The sequence below is a fragment of the Bacillus rugosus genome (genome assembly GCF_023238245.1).
Classification (GTDB): domain Bacteria; phylum Bacillota; class Bacilli; order Bacillales; family Bacillaceae; genus Bacillus; species Bacillus rugosus.
On record NZ_CP096590.1, the window covers coordinates 850,419 to 868,220 of the forward strand.

Here is a 17,802-nt window from a genome sequence, read left to right on the forward strand (position 1 = left end):
ATGGAATTGTGTGTCAAAGACACATGGAAAACTAACGGAGATGATGAAGTATGACATGGACCATCGTGATGTTAATCCTCATGAGTCTGGTGAAAATCGTATTAACCTGTCTTCCAACAGGCGTCATGGAATGGCTGCTCAGCAAATTCGAGGTGCATGCCAAGCTAAGTGACGAAAATGCTGTTCTCTCTCTAAATGGAAAACGTCTCGAAGGTGAAGAGAAGCGGAAAGTGATAGACCAATTTAACGATGCTGTCTTCCTGGAGAAATATTATATTTACCCGGGTGATGAAGAGCGTTATTTACATCCAGAAAACGGCGGCACGCCGCTGGTGATAGATACGAAAAAAGGCAAAAAAGATGTGAAGCTGTTTGTGTACCGCTACGACGACCATATCGACGTCGTGAAACAGTACAAGAAGAAAGTCATTGCGTATCAATTGCTTTCTGATAGCCTTCAAAAGCAGCCTCTATCAGTAACTGGAAGTTTGGCTTAAACAGGACAGTGAACGACGGGTGATTGATGCACTCGTCTTTTTTATTGTTTTTTAAACCTTAACGTTTACGTTAAGGTTTAAAAGGTGTATAATGGGAACAGAAACGGCGAAGGGGGATTTACCTTGGAATGGATGAAGATAGATCAAGTAGCCAAAAGAAGCGGGCTGACAAAGCGGACCATCCGGTTTTATGAAGAAATCGGCTTGATTCCGGCGCCGAAACGGACAGACGGCGGCGTGAGGCTTTATTCAGAGGATGATATGGAGGAGCTTGAGAAAGTCATCAGCACAAAAGAAGTGCTCGGTTTTTCCCTTCAGGAACTTCAGCATTTCATGGAAACCAGCCGCCAGCTAGAGTTAAACAAAGAGGGGTATTTGTTGTCACTGGATCCTAAGGAACGGAAAGAAAAACTGGAGGAAATTCAGGAAACCCTGAATCACCAGCTGGATTTGATTGATAAGAAAATCCGCACATTCCAAAGCTTTAAAGAACGCCTGCAAGGCATGAAAAATAAAGCAGAACGTGCCATTCAATCAATCGAATGAAAAATTTCTCAAACGCTATTTTGTAGCGTTTCTTTTAATGGAATAAAGATGGAGGTCAGGTCAAATGGATAAGACAAAACAAGTGAATCAGAATCAGAAAACGGGCTTGCTCAGTCAGCCGAAAGCTGTATGGGCTGTCGCGTTTGCCTGTGTGATTTCCTTTATGGGAATCGGGCTGGTCGATCCAATTCTTCCGGCAATTGCAGCACAATTACATGCTTCACCTAGTGAAGTATCACTCTTGTTTACAAGTTATTTGCTTGTAACCGGATTTATGATGTTTTTCTCAGGCGCCATTTCCAGCCGCATTGGCGCGAAATGGACATTAATTCTCGGACTTATTTTTATTATTGTGTTTGCGGGGCTTGGGGGCAGCTCAAGCTCAATTGCTCAGCTAGTCGGCTATCGCGGCGGCTGGGGATTAGGTAATGCTTTGTTTATTTCAACTGCGCTTGCGGTCATCGTCGGCGTGTCAGTCGGGGGCAGCGCCCAAGCGATTATTTTGTATGAAGCTGCGCTCGGTCTCGGGATTTCTGTTGGACCGCTTGCAGGCGGAGAGCTTGGAAGTATTTCATGGCGCGCACCGTTTTTCGGGGTATCTGTCCTGATGTTTATTGCGTTAATCGCGATTTCTTTGATGCTGCCAAAATTGCCGAAACCGGCGAAACGCGTCGGTGTGTTTGATGCCATGAAGGCACTCAAATATAAAGGCTTGCTGACGATGGCGGTATCTGCGTTCTTATACAACTTTGGATTTTTTATTTTGCTTGCTTATTCTCCGTTCGTACTGAATTTAGATGAACACGGTCTCGGATATGTCTTCTTTGGCTGGGGCCTTCTGTTGGCTGTTACGTCAGTCTTTACGGCGCCGCTCGTGCACAAAGCGCTGGGCACAGTGCGTTCGCTGGTCGTGCTCTTTATCGCCTTTGCGGTCATTCTCATCATCATGGGAATTTGGACAGACCATCAGACATTGATTATTACTTGTATCGTTGTCGCTGGTGCTGTCCTTGGTATGGTCAACACGATTATGACAACAGCTGTGATGGGGGCTGCGCCGGTTGAACGTTCAATTGCGTCTTCAGCCTACAGCTCAGTCCGTTTCATCGGCGGCGCGATCGCTCCGTGGATTGCGGGAATGCTGTCAGAGCACTTCACAGCAAGCACACCGTATACGGTAGGTGGAATCGTCGTTCTTGTCGGCATGCTTGTCCTTCTCATGGGACGTAAACATCTTGCTGGAATTAAGGCGGGACATTAATAACGAAAGACACTGCTCGTGAAGCAGTGTCTTTTTTTAGTCGTTGTGCAAAACCAGATATATCAATAAAATCCTCGTCTTTCTTCCGTTTCTCCATCTATCTACAGCTTAATGCAGCAGCTTCTGTGCACGAGCTGATCGAATAGTATACTGAAGCCCATTCACATTGAATTCTTTTTTGCAGATGATGATGTTATACCCTTTATTGTCAGTATTTATTATCAGTTATAATGGCATCATAATAATCATTCAGAAAAAGTGGCACTAAAAAACCCGCCCTTCAGCAGGCGGGTTTTCTTCGATTTAAAGCACTTTCGTCGTCCAAGACTCGCAGTTCCACGTTTCTGTCGCGATATCCATATAAAAGTCTGGTTCGTGAGAAATGAGCAGAATGGAGCCCTTATATTCTTTGAGGGCGCGCTTGAGCTCTTCCTTCGCGTCGACATCCAAGTGGTTTGTCGGCTCATCGAGCACCAGCAGGTTTGTTTCTGAATTGATCAGCTTGCACAATCTGACTTTCGCTTTTTCGCCTCCGCTTAATACGGAGACGCGGCTTTCGATATGCTTTGTCGTCAGTCCGCATTTTGCCAGAGCGGCCCGGATTTCATACTGCGTATAAGAAGGGAATTCACTCCACACCTCTTCAATACAAGTATTGTTGTTTGTTTCCTTGACCTCTTGCTCAAAATAGCCGGTATAGAGATGCTCGCCGCGTTCAACCGAGCCTTCAAGCGGCTGGATTTCACCAAGCAGGCTTTTCAGCAATGTCGTTTTTCCGATCCCGTTAGCGCCGTAAAGGGCGATTTTTTGGCCGCGCTCCATGCGGAGGTTCAGCGGACGTGACAGCGGGGAATCGTAACCGATCACCAGATCCTTCGTTTCAAAAATCAGCTTGCCTGACGTTCTCGCCGGCTTAAAGTGGAATTCCGGCTTTGGCTTTTCTGCCGCAAGCTCGATCATATCCATCTTATCGAGTTTCTTTTGGCGGGACATCGCCATGTTTCTCGTGCTGACACGCGCTTTGTTGCGGGCAACGAAATCCTTCAGCTCCGCGACTTCCTGCTGCTGCTTTTTGTAGGCCGCTTCAAGCTGCTGCTTCTTCACCTCGTAGACTTCCATAAACTGATGGTAGTCACCGACATAGCGTGTCAGTTCTTGATTTTCAACGTGATAAATCAGGTTGATGACGCTGTTTAAGAACGGAATGTCATGGGAAATCAAGATGAACGCGTTCTCGTATTCCTGCAGATAACGTTTCAGCCATTCGATATGTTGTTCATCAAGATAGTTGGTCGGCTCATCGAGAAGCAGAATTTCCGGCTTTTCAAGAAGCAGCTTGGCGAGAAGAACCTTGGTGCGCTGTCCGCCGCTCAAATCAGTGACATCACGCTCTAATCCGATATCGCTCAAGCCGAGGCCGCGGGCAATTTCTTCCACTTTGGAATCAATGATATAAAAGTCATTGTTCGTCAGCGCGTCTTGAATCACACCGACTTCTTCAAGCAGCTTTTCGAGCTCGTCGGGATCAGCTTCGCCCATTTTGTTGTAAATCTCGTTCATTTCTTCTTCCATCGCAAATAAATAATGGAATGCGTCTTTCAGGACGTCACGGATGGATTTTCCTTTTTCCAGCACGGTATGCTGATCTAGGTAGCCGACACGGACATTTTTTGACCATTCGACTTTTCCCTCATCAGGTTCAAGCTTTCCGGTAATAATATTCATGAAGGTTGATTTTCCTTCACCGTTTGCGCCGATCAGCCCGACGTGCTCGCCTTTTAACAGGCGGAAGGAGACGTTATTAAAAATGGCCCGGTCACCGAAGCCGTGGCTTAAATCCTTTACAGATAAAATACTCATGTTTACACCTCTATCGTTTATCAAACACGCACAATCGGCGTGTAATATTCACCCTTTTGATTATAAAGGAGGAAGCGGAATGTTGAAAGGTATAGGAAAGAAAAAGAAAAATTGCGTTCCGGGCGAGGTTTTGAGATACTATGGAATAGATTTCAGGAATTGAGGAGAACAAAAATGACGCAAACTTGGCCATTTTTACATAATGCACAATCATTTATACAAGAGAATTGGAATACTTCCGGCTTTCAAAAGCCAACCCCTGTTCAGGAGCAAACAGCACAGCTAATCATGGACGGAAAGGATGTCATCGCGGAATCTCCGACAGGCACGGGCAAAACACTTGCATACGCACTGCCGGTTTTGGAACGGATCAAACCAGATCAGAAGCATCCGCAGACAGTGATCTTAGCGCCTTCGCGTGAGCTGGTGATGCAGATCTTTCAGGTGATTCAGGATTGGAAAGCGGGATCAGAGCTGCGCGCGGCTTCCTTAATCGGCGGGGCAAATGTGAAGAAGCAGGTCGAAAAGCTGAAGAAACATCCGCATATCATTGTCGGCACGCCGGGCAGGGTATTTGAACTGATTAAAGCGAAGAAATTAAAGATGCATGAAGTGAAAACGATCGTGCTTGATGAAGCGGATCAGCTTATCCTGCCGGAGCATCGCGAAACGATGAAGCAAATCATTAAAACGACATTAAGAGACCGGCAGCTTCTATGTTTTTCTGCCACCCTCAAAAAGGAAACAGAGGACGTGCTCCGCGAATTGGCGCAAGAGCCTGAGGTGTTGAAGGTGCAGCGAAGCAAGACGGAAGCTGGGAAAGTGAAGCATCAATATCTGATTTGCGACCAGCGCGACAAAGTGAAGCTGCTGCAAAAGCTGTCAAGACTCCAAGGCATGCAGGCGCTTGTATTTGTGAGAGACATCGGCAACCTGAGTGTGTATGCGGAAAAGCTAGCGTATCACCATGTCGATCTCGGCGTTCTGCACAGTGAAGCGAAAAAAATGGAGCGGGCGAAAATCATTGCCGCATTCGAAGACGGAGAATTCCCGCTCTTATTGGCGACTGACATTGCTGCACGCGGCTTGGATATTGAAAATCTGCCATACGTGATCCATGCTGATATTCCTGACGAAGACGGCTATATTCACAGATCAGGCCGAACAGGCCGTGCCGGAAAAGAAGGCAACGTGCTGAGCCTCGTGACGAAACTGGAAGAATCAAAGCTGAAAAAAATGGCGAAGAAGCTGGGCGTAGAGCTGAGTGAAGCTGTTTATACAGGCGGAAAATTGAAGACGAAATAAAAAGGAGGGCGGTAAGCCCTTCTTTTTTGCTGTAAAATAGTAGAAAAAGATTCGTGCGGGGTGAGGAGATGGCTTCAATAGACAGGTTTGAAAGATTGAAGGAGCCTGAGCTGAAAATTCTTGAACAATGGTTTGAAAATGAGGATACCATGCGAAGAATGGATGGGATGCTGCCATTAGATGTGTGGTATGCACGAGTGAATAAAGATGAAGACGATACTGTCATCATGGCATATGACGGGCAGCTGCCGGCAGGGATGGCCGTTATGGAGTTCGTGGAGGAGCGGGCGTATATTGGAATGATCGTCAATCCTATGTACCGGCTTCAAGGATACGGAAAACAGATATTAAAAAAACTGCTGAATGATCCTGATTTTATTAGGGTGAGAGAGTGGGCTGCATGCATTGAGGAAGACAATCAAATCAGTTTGGCTTGCTTTCAAGGAGCTGGATTTACTATGGAGGACCCGGAACCTGATGAAGATGGCTTTCTCACTTTGATTCTTCGCACCTGAGCATACACAAAAAACACGGAGGGCAAAAATCCCTCCGTGTTTTCATTATCATGTCAGCTCGGATCACTGACTTTGATCAGCTGTTTTCCTTTATTTTCGCCTTTAAATAAGCCGAGAAACGCGTCAGGAATGTTTTCGAAGCCTTCTTTAATGGTTTCCTCGTAATGGAGCTTTCCGTCCTTCAGCCATTCGGCCAGCTGTTTTGCTCCCTCAGAAAAACGATCAGAGTAGTCGCCTACGATAAACCCTTGCATCAGCGACTTTGTTTTGATCAGCTTCGATTGGACGCGAGGGCCCATGTCATCTGCTTCACTTTCCGCGTTGTAGGAAGAAATGGCGCCGCACACCGGAATGCGGGCAAATTCATTGAGCAGGTTCATGACCGCATCTGAAATCGGCCCGCCGACATTGTCAAAATACACATCGACACCGTCAGGACAAGCGTCTTCAAGCGCTTTTTGGATATCATCTGCTGTTTTGTAATTGATGGCTTCGTCAAACTGAAGCTCCTGTTTTAAAAACGCGATTTTCTCATCGGAGCCTGCGATGCCCACGACTCGCGCGCCTTTGATTTTGGCAATCTGCCCGACAGCTGAACCGACGGCTCCCGCAGCTCCAGAGACGACCACGGTTTCACCCTCTTTCGGACGCCCGATGTCCAGCAATCCGAAATATGCTGTCAAACCGGTCATTCCCAAAATGCCGAGATAGGCCGAAGCGGGAGCGAGGCTTGTATCAATTTTTCGCAAGGCAGACTCGCTTACAGCGGAAAATTCCTGCCAGCTGAGGTTTCCGATGACGATATCGCCCTTTTTTAGATGATCACCGTTTGACACGACTTCAGCAATAACCCCGCCAGAGAGCGCTTCATCCAAGGCGAACGGTTCAACATATGACTTTGTATCCTGCATACGGCCGCGCATATAAGGGTCAACCGATACATAAAGCGTTTTGATAAGCACTTCACCCTGCTGGGGTTCAGGGACAGGGATCGTTTCAAAGCGGAAGTCTTCATGAACGGGAGCCCCTTGCGGACGTCTGGCTAATTGAATCTGCTGTTGAGTTTTTGTCATATTCATCCTCCTACTACTTGATTGACACCAATGTAACACGGACTAGTGATGAAATACAAAAGGTAAGTCGGCATACAAAAAAGGAGAGGGGGTTCCTCTCCTTTTCAGCATGTTGACAAACCCTCGCAATCGTTGTCAGAACTGTGCGTCGGTGCTTACTTGAGAAATGATCAGCGGCTAAAAACTGAGCGTCCTGCTCAAATACCCCTGTCACCGCATCCTGCGGAAGTCTGCTCCAATGCTCGTTCTTCCTAGACTTCAAGGATTTTCGATCATGCTGAAAGGATGACAAAAGCTCAAAACGGTTATCGTTTTGAGCTTTTGTTCAACAGTCTGGAAGGAGAGGAGCTCCTCTCCTTTTCATTTCGCCCGTAATTTCGGGCACAGTCCCGTCGGCAGGCACATGGGCTTCTGGTCGATCGGGCTTCTCATGATGCAGCATTCCAAGCCGAAGACTTCACGGAAAAATGGCTGGGTAAACACATCTTCCGGTGTTCCGGCATTGTATATTTTTCCGTCCAGCACACTGATTAGATAGTCCGCATATTGAGCGGCCTGGTTTAAATCATGGAGCACCATGACTACGGTGCGGCCATGATCGCGGTTTAGCTTTTTCAGCAGCTCAAGCACTTCAATTTGGTGTGAAATGTCTAAATACGTGGTTGGTTCATCAAGCAAAAGCAAATCAGTGCCTTGCGCAAGCGCCATGGAAATCCATGCTCGTTGTCTTTGGCCGCCGGATAGGGCATCCAGTGTCCGTTCTTTCAGCTCAACCATGCCCGTTGCTTCCAGCGCCCACTTTACCATGTCGTGGTCCTCTTGAGTATGCTTGGATAACAGCTTTTTGTGAGGATGTCTGCCGAAATAGCATAATTCCTCTACCGTCAATCCTTCAGGAGCCTGAGGAGATTGAGGAAGAATGGCCAGTTTTTTTGCGACTTCTTTTGATGGCTGGCGATGTATATCTTTTCCTTCCAATAGGACCGTACCGCTTTTTGGAGCCATCAGCCTGGCGAGCGATTTGAGGATTGTTGATTTCCCGCAGCCATTGGCGCCGATGAGCGCAGTGATTTTTCCTTCTTCTATCTTTAAGTCGACTCCGTCAATAATCACTGTGCTGTCATATGAAAGAGTGAGCTGGTCTGCAGCCAGTTTTCCCATGGTATCCTCTCCCTACTGTTTCCTCGCTTCGAATTTCAATAAATATAAGAAATAAGGCGCGCCGATCACGGCTGTCAATATTCCGGCCGGTATTTCAACCGGAGGCATGATGCCGCGCCCTAACGTATCTGCAATTAATAATATAATAGCACCAATCAATGCCGATGCAGGCAGTAAATATTTAGCTTTTTCTCCGGTAAGCCGTCTGGCAATATGCGGAGCAAGCAAGCCGATAAAACCGATTGAGCCGACGACGGCTACACAGCTTCCCGCCAGTGCAACCGCGGTGAAAATCAGGATGAATCTCAGCCGGTTTGCGTTTTCGCCGAGACCCTGCGCAAGCTCATCACCGAGTGACATAAGATCCAGCTTTGGTATGAGAATGCAGACGATCGGCAAAAGAACCAAAAGCCATGGCGCAAGCAGCTTAACTTCTTCCCAGTTTCTTCCCCATAGGCTGCCTGTCAGCCAAATGAGTGCAGCATTCACGTCGCCCGGAAACTTGACCATCATATATTGCATCCCGGCATGGCAGACCGCGCCTAAGGCGATGCCTGATAAAGCCAATGAAGAGGGCTGAATGCTTTTTTTTCGGGCTATCATTAATAATAGTACAGCAATAATGGCTGCTCCGGCAAATGCAGAGAACGGAAGCACGTATACCGGCGATTCAGGGAAGATCAGAATGACAGCCATCGCCGCAAGTCCGGACCCTTTTGAAATGCCGATAACGTCCGGGGAAGCGAGCGGGTTGCGGATGACACCCTGCAAAATCGCACCGGCCGCGGCAAGCCCGGCACCGGCCAAAATCGCTAATATAATCCGTGGAAGGCGGTATTGCTGGATGATGAATTCAAAGGAGTGATCCAGTCCCAGCAAGTTCGTCACCACTGCACCCGGTGAAATGTATAATGCACCGAAGCCGATGCTGATGACGGACAGAATGATCAGAATCACGGCCAGTATGAGTATCGCCAGTAAGGGGCGTTTTTGTTTTCTGGTTGTGTTCTTCATTTCAGATTTCGCCCTTTCCTTGCCAAATATAAGAAAAATGGTGTTCCGATAATCGCGGTGACTATGCCGACCGGTGATTCATAAGGAAATGCAATCCATCTGGCCAGAACATCTGCGTACACCAGCAAAATGGCACCGAACAGCGCCGAAAACGGAAGCACGTATTGATAATGTTCTCCGATCAGCTTGCGGACAATATGCGGAACGAGCAGTCCTACAAAGCCGATCGGCCCGGCGACAGCTACGGAAGCGCCGGAAAGAATTAAAATGATAAAACTGATCAGAATCCGGATGCCGTTCATATTTTGCCCAAGCCCTTTTGCTGTTTCGTCTCCGAGACCAAGTACAGAAACAGAACCGGAAAACACGAGGGCAAGCCCGATGCCGATGACAGAAAACGGAGCGATGGTCATGACGTCCTGCCAATTGCTTCCGTCAATCGCGCCTGTCATCCAGTACAGAACATCTTCTCCCGACTCATTTAAAATAATGATGGCCTGTGTCATGGAGGAGAGGAACAGATGCACCGCCATTCCCGACAATGCCAGTTTGACAGGTGTCATTCCGCCGGATGAGGCAATCATGTACACAATCGCGCCGCCTGCAGCCGCACCCGCAAAAGCGAATACAACGGAAGAATAGGGCGATGCCGGCAAAATGACGAGAGAAGCAACGACAAAAAGCGAAGCACCCGCATTCACACCGAAAATTTGAGGTGAAGCCAGAGGGTTTCTGGTCATGGCCTGCATCAGCGCCCCTGCAACGGCTAGGCTGGCTCCGACGAATACGCCGATTAATGTGCGGGGAAGGCGGAGAGTGGAGATGATGAGCTGTTCCTTTGAACCATCCCATACAAAAAGATATTTCAATGAATCTATGATTCCGATGTCTGAGGCTCCTACTGAAAGATTCAGCCCAAGCCCGAATATCAAAATGATCAGTGCGATGATGAACATCATCAGTCTTGATGATGAGCGCCGTTTGGCTGAATGATACAACAGTCTCACTTCCTTACTGCGTCTGGTTGCAAAAACGAAGAAGCAAGGATTTCCCCTCGCTTCTCATTTGTCCTACTTATTATACACTTTTTTTAGCACGTCCTTGGCGCTTGTTTCACTAGACTTGATGCCTCTGAATCTTGTCCAAGTGTCACGGTCCGCATCATAGACTTGTCCGTTTTTCACCGCTTTGAGATTTTTCCAGAGCGGGTTCTTTTTCCACTCGTCTACAATTGTCTTGCCTTCGTTGGCTGAGATGAACAAAATATCCGGATCGATTTTGCTCAATTGCTCGAGGCTGACCTCTTGATAGGCTTCATTTGACTTCACAGCGTGTGTAAAGCCGAGCATTTTAAAGATTTCTCCGTCATATGATGATGACGTATGAAGCTGGAAGGAATCTGCTCTTGCAACCCCGAGAACGATATTGCGGTTTTCATCTTTCGGAAGCTCCGCTTTTAGATCGTTGATGACTTTTTTGTGCTCGGCAAGCTTTTCTTTTCCTTCGTCTTCTTTATTTAATGCTTTAGCAATGGTTGTAAAGCTGTCGATCGTTTCGTCATATGTCGCTTCCCGGCTTTTTAATTCAATCGTCGGGGCGATTTGTTTCAGCTGTTTATAAATGTTTTTATGGCGCTCAGCGTCAGCGATAATTAAATCAGGCTTCAAGGAACTGATGACCTCAAGATTTGGTTCGCTGCGTGTGCCTACAGATGTATAATCAATTGAGCTGCCGACAAGCTTTTTAATCATATCTTTTTTGTTGTCATCGGCGATGCCCACCGGCGTAATGCCGAGATTGTATACAGCATCCAAGAATGAAAGCTCAAGGACAACCACCCGTTTAGGTGTTCCGCTTACTGTCGTTTTTCCTTCTTCGTGCTGGATCACTCTAGAATCCTTTGACTTGCTTTCGCTGCTTCCGCTGTTATTCTGGCTGGATGAACAGCCGGATACAATGAAGCAGGCGATTAATAAAACACTCATGATGGCAATCAACTTGTTAGAATAGGTGCGCATGTCATTCTTCCTTTTTTTAGATTTAGTAATGAGAATCATTATCATATGTAAACACTATAATAGCATGGCTCATCATGTCAATATTTTTTTAGTAAAGAAAGCTGCAGTTTTACTGCTTTTTCATGAAAGCATCATCAGACACAAATAAATGGTATACAGCATTGCCATGTCTGCGGGATAAAAACGCATTGGCATTTGCTTTAGAGGTTTCGAGCATTTCAGCGTTGACATATGGAAGGAGAGCGCCGAGATAGCTGGACAATTTCTTTTCTATTTCTTCTGCGAGTGCGAATTCAATGTCGCCGATATTCATAATAATCGAGAAAACAAAGTCGATATCGATATGAAAATGTTCCTCAGCAAAGGCCGAAAGCTCGTGAATTCCGGGTGAACAGCCGGATCGCTGATGGAAAATCTGTTTGACTAAATCACTCACAACCCATGCATTGTATTGCTGTTCTGGTGAAAAGTATTGCATTGACATACCTCCTGCTCGTACGGATAAAGACAGCAATTCATGATCGTTTGCTCCGTGCAGCGGTTTCTCTTCGAATTTGAACTTTTCTGAAAATATTGTCGTTTCTATCACTTTACCATGGACGGAAAATAAATGGCTACTACCATTCTTCCTGTTTTTCTCTTCAATGTTCTGGAATCTGTTTCATCTATGTGTGACCGGGTATGAAAGAAATATAGTAATCATGAAGGAGGAATGTCGGAATGAAACCAGTTGTAAAAGAGTATACAAACGACGAACAGCTCATGAAGGATGTAGAAGAATTACAGCAAATGGGTGTTGCGAAAGAAGATGTATACGTCTTAGCTCACGACGATGACAGAACGGAACGGCTGGCAGACAACACGAACGCCAACACGATCGGAGCCAAAGAAACGGGTATCAAGCATGCTGTAGGAAATGTGTTTAATAAAAAAGGAGACGAGCTCCGCAATAAAATTCATGAAATCGGTTTTTCTGAGGATGAAGCCGCTCAATTCGAAAAACGCTTAGATGAAGGGAAAGTGCTTCTCTTTGTGACCGATAATGAAAAAGTGAAATCCTGGGCATAATGCAGGGATATAACCCAAAAGGCCAAATTTGGCTTTTTGGGTTTTTTTGCGGTCTTTGCGGTGTATGTTTTGCAGAATGCCGCAATCCGATAGCGGAACATTTTCGGTTCTGGATGTCTCTCAATTTGCTATCATATCTTTGTGAGAAATTGGAATATAATCTCACAAAATAGAAAATGGGGGTTCATAGTGAATGAAAAAAGTGATGTTAGCCACGGCTCTGCTTTTAGGTTTGACTCCAGCTGGCGCGAACGCGGCTGATTTAGGCCATCAGACATTAGGATCAAATGATGGCTGGGGCGCGTACTCGACCGGTACAACAGGCGGATCAAAAGCATCGTCTTCGAACGTGTATACCGTCAGCAACAGAAACCAGCTTGTCTCGGCATTAGGCAAGGACACTAACACAACGCCAAAAATCATTTATATCAAGGGGACGATTGACATGAACGTCGATGGCAATCTAAAGCCGCTTGGCCTAAATGACTATAAAGATCCAGAATACGATTTGGACAAATATTTGAAAGCCTATGATCCTAGCACATGGGGCAAAAAAGAGCCTTCGGGGACACTAGAAGAGGCGAGAGCACGCTCTCAGAAAAATCAAAAAGCACGGGTCATGGTGGATATTCCTGCAAACACGACGATCGTCGGTTCAGGGACAAATGCCAAGGTCGTGGGCGGAAACTTCCAGATTAAGAGTGATAATGTCATCATCCGCAACATTGAATTCCAAGACGCTTATGATTATTTCCCGCAATGGGATCCGACTGACGGAAGCTCAGGAAACTGGAACTCACAATACGACAACATCACGATAAACGGCGGTACGCACATATGGATCGATCACTGTACATTTAATGACGGCTCACGTCCGGACAGCACATCGCCAAAGTATTTCGGCAGAAAATATCAGCACCATGACGGCCAAACCGATGCCTCTAACGGCGCTAACTATATCACGATGTCTTACAACTATTATCACGATCATGATAAAAGCTCTATTTTCGGATCAAGCGACAGCAAAACATCTGATGACGGCAAATTAAAAATTACGCTGCATCATAACCGCTATAAAAATATCGTCCAGCGCGCACCGAGAGTCCGCTTCGGGCAGGTGCACGTTTACAACAACTATTATGAAGGCAGCACAAGCTCCTCAGATTATGCCTTCAGCTATGTGTGGGGGATCGGAAAATCATCTAAAATCTACGCTCAAAACAATGTCATTGACGTGCCTGGACTGTCAGCTGCTAAAACGATCAGTGTTTTCAGCGGGGGGACTGCTTTATATGACTCAGGCACATTGCTGAATGGCACGCAGATCAGCGCATCGGCTGCAAACGGGCTGAGCTCTTCTGTCGGTTGGACACCGTCTCTTCATGGCACAATCGATGCTTCCGCGAATGTAAAATCGAATGTTATATCTCAAGCGGGTGCGGGTAAACTGAATTAAGAAATGAAAAAACACAAAGGTCTGCTCACCTTTGTGTTTTTTAATTAATTAAAATGTTTATTAACTTAGTTAAGGAGTAGAATGGGAAAGGGGATCGGAAAACAAGTATATAGGAGGAGACCTATTTATGGCTTCAGAAAAAGACGCAGGAAAACAGTCAGCAGTAAAGCTTGTTCCATTGCTGATTACTGTCGCTGTGGGACTAATCATTTGGTTTATTCCCGCTCCGTCCGGACTTGAACCTAAAGCTTGGCATTTGTTTGCGATCTTTGTCGCGACAATTATCGGCTTTATCTCCAAGCCCTTGCCAATGGGTGCAATTGCAATTTTTGCATTGGCGGTTACTGCACTAACTGGAACACTATCAATTGAGGATACATTAAGCGGATTCGGGAATAAGACCATCTGGCTTATCGTAATCGCATTCTTTATTTCCCGGGGATTTATCAAAACCGGGCTCGGTGCGAGAATTTCGTATGTATTCGTTCAGAAATTCGGGAAAAAAACCCTTGGACTTTCTTATTCACTGCTGTTCAGTGATTTAATACTTTCACCTGCCATTCCAAGTAATACGGCGCGTGCAGGAGGCATTATATTTCCTATCATCAGATCATTATCCGAAACATTCGGATCAAGCCCGGCAAATGGAACAGAGAGAAAAATCGGCGCATTCTTACTAAAAACCGGTTTTCAGGGAAATCTGATCACATCTGCTATGTTCTTAACGGCGATGGCAGCGAACCCGCTGATTGCCAAGCTGGCCCATGATGTCGCAGGGGTGGACTTAACATGGACAAGCTGGGCAATTGCCGCGATTGTACCGGGACTTGTCAGCTTAATCATTACTCCGCTTGTGATTTACAAGCTGTATCCGCCGGAAATCAAAGAAACACCGGATGCGGCGAAAATCGCAACAGAAAAACTGAAAGAAATGGGACCATTCAAAAAGTCAGAGCTTTCCATGGTTATTGTGTTTCTTTTGGTGCTTGTGCTGTGGATTTTTGGCGGCAGCTTCAACATCGACGCAACCACAACCGCATTAATCGGTTTGGCCGTTCTATTATTATCACAGGTACTGACTTGGGATGATATCAAAAAAGAACAGGGCGCTTGGGATACGCTCACTTGGTTTGCGGCGCTTGTCATGCTGGCCAACTTCCTGAATGAGTTAGGCATGGTGTCTTGGTTCAGTAATGCCATGAAATCTTCCGTATCAGGATTCTCTTGGATTGTGGCATTCTTAATCTTAATCGTTGTGTATTTCTATTCACACTACTTCTTTGCGAGCGCGACAGCTCACATCAGCGCGATGTATTCAGCATTTTTGGCGGTGATCGTGGCAGCGGGCGCACCGCCGCTTTTAGCAGCACTGAGCCTCGCGTTCTTCAGCAACCTGTTTGGGTCAACGACTCACTACGGTGCTGGAGCGGCTCCAGTCTTCTTCGGAGCAGGCTACGTTCCGCAAAGCAAATGGTGGTCCATCGGATTTATCCTGTCGATCGTCCATATTGTCGTATGGCTTGTGATCGGTGGATTATGGTGGAAAGTACTAGGAATATGGTAGAAAGAAAAAGGCAGACGCGGTCTGCCTTTTTTATTTTAAAGCAAGTCCCTTAACTTCATTCAGCCAAACTGCAAAACATATTTCCTCCTATTGTTCACCCTTCAAAAGAAAATGGATTTTTGAAAAATGAGAAAATTCCCTATGAAAAATGGTATGATCTAGGTAGAAAGGATGGCTGGTGCTTGGTGAAAAAGCGGTTCCATTTTTCCCTGCAAACAAAAATAATGGGGCTGATTGCGGCTCTGCTGGTTTTTGTCATTGGTGTGCTGACCATTACGTTAGCCGTTCAGCATACGCAGGAACAACGGAGACAGGCTGAACAACTGGCGGTTCAGACGGCGAGAACCATATCCTATATGCCGCCGGCTAAAGAGCTCATTGAGAGAAAAGGCGGACATGCGGATGAGGCGCAAGAGGTCATTGAACAAATGAAAGAACAGACTGGCGCGTATGCCATTTATGTGTTGGACGAAAAAGGAGACATTCGGAGCGCCTCAGGTAAAAGCAGCCAAAAGAAACTTGAGCGTAGCAGGGAAATTTTATTTGGCGGCTCGCATGTTTCTGAAACAAAAGCGGATGGATCAAGAGTCATCAGGGGGAGTGCGCCGATTATTAAAGAGCAGAAGGGATACAGCCAAGTAATCGGCAGCGTATCTGTTGATTTTCTGAAAACCGAGACAGAGCAAAGCATCAAAAAGCATTTGCGAAACTTGAGTGTGATCGCTGTGCTTGTGCTGCTGCTCGGATTTGCCGGTGCCGCCGCACTGGCGAAAAGCATCAGGAAGGATACGCTTGGCCTAGAGCCGCACGAGATCGCGTCTCTTTATCGGGAAAGGAATGCAATGCTTTTCGCAATTCGAGAAGGAATCATTGCCACCAATCGTGAAGGCGTCGTCACCATGATGAATGTATCGGCTGCCGAGATGCTAAAGCTTCCCGAGCCTGTGATCAATCTCTCTATTGATGACGTTATGCCGGGAGCAGGGCTGAAGGGTGTGCTTGAGCGAGGAGAAATGTTGCCTAACCAAGAGGTGAACGTCAACGATCAAGTTTTTATTATCAATACGAAAGTGATGACTCAAGGCGGGCAGGCGTATGGGATTGTCGTGAGCTTCCGGGAGAAAACAGAGCTGAAAAAGCTAATTGATAAACTGACAGAGGTTCGCAAATATTCAGAGGATCTCAGGGCGCAGACCCATGAATTTTCCAATAAGCTTTACGCGATCTTAGGGCTGCTTGAGCTTGGTGAGTATGATGAAGCCATTGATCTGATTAAAGAGGAATATGCGATACAAAATGAACAGCATGATATTTTATTCCAAAACATCCATTCACAGCAGGTGCAGGCGATTTTGTTAGGAAAAATAAGCAAAGCATCGGAAAAGAAGGTCAAGCTGGTTATTGATGAGAACAGCTCGCTCGCGCCTCTTCCTGCACATATTGGCTTATCTCACCTCATCACAATTATCGGCAACTTAATTGATAACGCTTTCGAAGCTGTAGCGGATCAAAGTGTGAGGGAGGTATTGTTTTTCATCACGGATATGGGGCGTGACATTATCATTGAAGTTTCGGACACAGGGCCCGGTGTGCCGCCCGATAAGACGGAAGCTGTGTTTGAAAGAGGTTATTCTTCAAAGGGGAGGAAGAGAGGCTACGGTCTGGCCAATGTGAAAGACTCAGTGCGTGAACTGGGCGGCTGGATTGAATTGGCAAACTCAAAAGCTGGCGGAGCGGTATTCACTGTGTTTATACCGAAGGAGAAATAAAGGGGGAATTCATTTGATTCACATCGCGATTGCGGAGGATGATTTTCGGGTTGCGCAAATCCATGAGAGATTGATTGAACAGCTTGATGGATTCAAGATGATTGGCAAGGCGGCCAATGCCAAAGAGACAATGGCGCTATTGGAGGAACATAGGGCTGATCTGCTTTTGCTGGATATTTATATGCCGGACGAGCTTGGGACCACGTTGATTCCGGAGATACGAAGCCGATTTCCTGAAGTGGATATTATGATCATCACAGCGGCAACAGAAACCCGTCACTTGCAGGAAGCGCTCAGGGCAGGGATTGCCCACTATTTGATCAAACCTGTAACGGCTGACAAGTTCAGACAGGTGCTGCTTCAGTATAAAGAAAACAGAAAGCTGCTTTTGTCTCAGCCAGAGGTCAGCCAATCCATGATTGATCATATTTTCGGGACCAGTGTGAAGACACCTTTGCCGGCAGGAGATTTGCCGACAGGCATTAATTCGATTACACTGCGAAAAATTAAGGAAGCGCTCCGAACTGCGTCAGAAGGATTGACAGCTGAAGAGCTAGGAGAAAAAATGGGGGCGTCACGAACGACTGCCCGCCGCTATGCCGAGTACCTTGTGGCAAAGGATGAAGCAAGAGCCGAGCTTGAATACGGGATTATCGGCAGGCCGGAGAGAAAATATTATTTGGCGGCGGAATAGA

Annotated in this window: 17 protein-coding genes; 10 read left to right on the forward strand and 7 right to left on the reverse strand. The window is 46.5% G+C overall.

Translation table 11 applies throughout. The features are described 5' to 3' along the window. Positions 1–50 precede the first annotated feature (50 nt). The 3 genes from M0696_RS04230 (at position 51) to M0696_RS04240 (ending at position 2,304) form a co-directional block, all read left to right on the forward strand. Positions 51–497, forward strand: coding sequence for a YfmQ family protein (locus M0696_RS04230; RefSeq protein WP_166853942.1), 447 nt, complete (start codon positions 51–53; stop codon positions 495–497). Between the two features lie 123 nt (positions 498–620). Next, positions 621–1,043 (forward strand): MerR family transcriptional regulator, encoded by a 423-nt coding sequence (locus tag M0696_RS04235; RefSeq protein WP_166853941.1) that lies wholly within the window; start codon positions 621–623, stop codon positions 1,041–1,043. A gap of 64 nt (positions 1,044–1,107) precedes the next feature. Beyond that, positions 1,108–2,304: an MFS transporter gene (locus M0696_RS04240; RefSeq protein ID WP_248602539.1), complete on the forward strand. Its 1,197-nt coding sequence runs from the start codon at positions 1,108–1,110 to the stop codon at positions 2,302–2,304. Positions 2,305–2,607: 303 nt separating this feature from the next. On the opposite strand, the gene M0696_RS04245 is transcribed toward M0696_RS04240, so the two are convergent. Continuing rightward, a complete protein-coding gene (locus tag M0696_RS04245; RefSeq protein WP_222143776.1) occupies positions 2,608–4,164 on the reverse strand; it encodes an ABC-F family ATP-binding cassette domain-containing protein in 1,557 nt (518 codons plus the stop codon). 174 nt (positions 4,165–4,338) lie between these two features. Here M0696_RS04245 and M0696_RS04250 point away from each other — a divergent pair, with 174 nt between their 5' ends. Both M0696_RS04250 and M0696_RS04255 read left to right on the forward strand, forming a co-directional pair. Further along, complete coding sequence (locus M0696_RS04250) at positions 4,339–5,469, forward strand: DEAD/DEAH box helicase (RefSeq protein WP_166853937.1); 1,131 nt, start codon at positions 4,339–4,341, stop codon at positions 5,467–5,469. Positions 5,470–5,537: 68 nt separating this feature from the next. Then, the gene (locus tag M0696_RS04255) at positions 5,538–5,984 is read left to right on the forward strand and encodes a GNAT family N-acetyltransferase (RefSeq protein ID WP_166853936.1); all 447 of its coding nucleotides are present in this window, start codon (positions 5,538–5,540) and stop codon (positions 5,982–5,984) included. A gap of 53 nt (positions 5,985–6,037) precedes the next feature. Here M0696_RS04255 and M0696_RS04260 read toward each other — a convergent pair whose 3' ends face one another. From M0696_RS04260 to M0696_RS04285, 6 genes are all read right to left on the reverse strand, one after another. After that, positions 6,038–7,057, reverse strand: a complete 1,020-nt coding sequence (locus M0696_RS04260; protein ID WP_222143777.1) for an NADP-dependent oxidoreductase — start codon at positions 7,055–7,057, stop codon at positions 6,038–6,040. A 360-nt stretch (positions 7,058–7,417) separates the two neighbouring features. Next, the gene (gene yfmF / locus M0696_RS04265) at positions 7,418–8,218 is read right to left on the reverse strand and encodes a Fe(3+)-citrate ABC transporter ATP-binding protein YfmF (protein WP_166853934.1); all 801 of its coding nucleotides are present in this window, start codon (positions 8,216–8,218) and stop codon (positions 7,418–7,420) included. Between the two features lie 12 nt (positions 8,219–8,230). Continuing rightward, positions 8,231–9,232 carry a Fe(3+)-citrate ABC transporter permease YfmE gene (yfmE, locus tag M0696_RS04270; protein WP_222143778.1) on the reverse strand — a complete coding sequence of 334 codons (1,002 nt, stop codon included), beginning with the start codon at positions 9,230–9,232 and terminating at the stop codon, positions 8,231–8,233. Further along, the gene (fecD, locus tag M0696_RS04275) at positions 9,229–10,230 is read right to left on the reverse strand and encodes a Fe(3+) dicitrate ABC transporter permease FecD (protein ID WP_003223017.1); all 1,002 of its coding nucleotides are present in this window, start codon (positions 10,228–10,230) and stop codon (positions 9,229–9,231) included. Before fecD ends, yfmE begins: the two co-directional genes overlap by 4 nt. Positions 10,231–10,302: 72 nt before the next feature. After that, entirely contained in the window at positions 10,303–11,250 is a 948-nt protein-coding gene (yfmC, locus tag M0696_RS04280) for a Fe(3+)-citrate ABC transporter substrate-binding protein YfmC (protein ID WP_166853932.1), read from the reverse strand. A gap of 109 nt (positions 11,251–11,359) precedes the next feature. Beyond that, complete coding sequence (locus M0696_RS04285; RefSeq protein ID WP_166853931.1) at positions 11,360–11,728, reverse strand: YfmB family protein; 369 nt, start codon at positions 11,726–11,728, stop codon at positions 11,360–11,362. Between the two features lie 242 nt (positions 11,729–11,970). Between M0696_RS04285 and M0696_RS04290 the strand changes: the two genes are divergently transcribed. From M0696_RS04290 to citT, 5 genes are all read left to right on the forward strand, one after another. Then, entirely contained in the window at positions 11,971–12,318 is a 348-nt protein-coding gene (locus tag M0696_RS04290; RefSeq protein ID WP_003223026.1) for a YflT domain-containing protein, read from the forward strand. 193 nt (positions 12,319–12,511) lie between these two features. Beyond that, positions 12,512–13,774: a pectate lyase gene (locus M0696_RS04295; RefSeq protein ID WP_222143779.1), complete on the forward strand. Its 1,263-nt coding sequence runs from the start codon at positions 12,512–12,514 to the stop codon at positions 13,772–13,774. Positions 13,775–13,901: 127 nt separating this feature from the next. After that, positions 13,902–15,338 carry an anion permease gene (locus tag M0696_RS04300; RefSeq protein ID WP_014113016.1) on the forward strand — a complete coding sequence of 479 codons (1,437 nt, stop codon included), beginning with the start codon at positions 13,902–13,904 and terminating at the stop codon, positions 15,336–15,338. A gap of 182 nt (positions 15,339–15,520) precedes the next feature. After that, positions 15,521–17,107 carry a two-component sensor histidine kinase CitS gene (yflR, locus tag M0696_RS04305; protein WP_248602540.1) on the forward strand — a complete coding sequence of 529 codons (1,587 nt, stop codon included), beginning with the start codon at positions 15,521–15,523 and terminating at the stop codon, positions 17,105–17,107. A 13-nt stretch (positions 17,108–17,120) separates the two neighbouring features. Next, positions 17,121–17,801, forward strand: a complete 681-nt coding sequence (gene citT / locus M0696_RS04310; protein WP_248602541.1) for a two-component response regulator CitT — start codon at positions 17,121–17,123, stop codon at positions 17,799–17,801. Position 17,802: the final 1 nt, after the last annotated feature.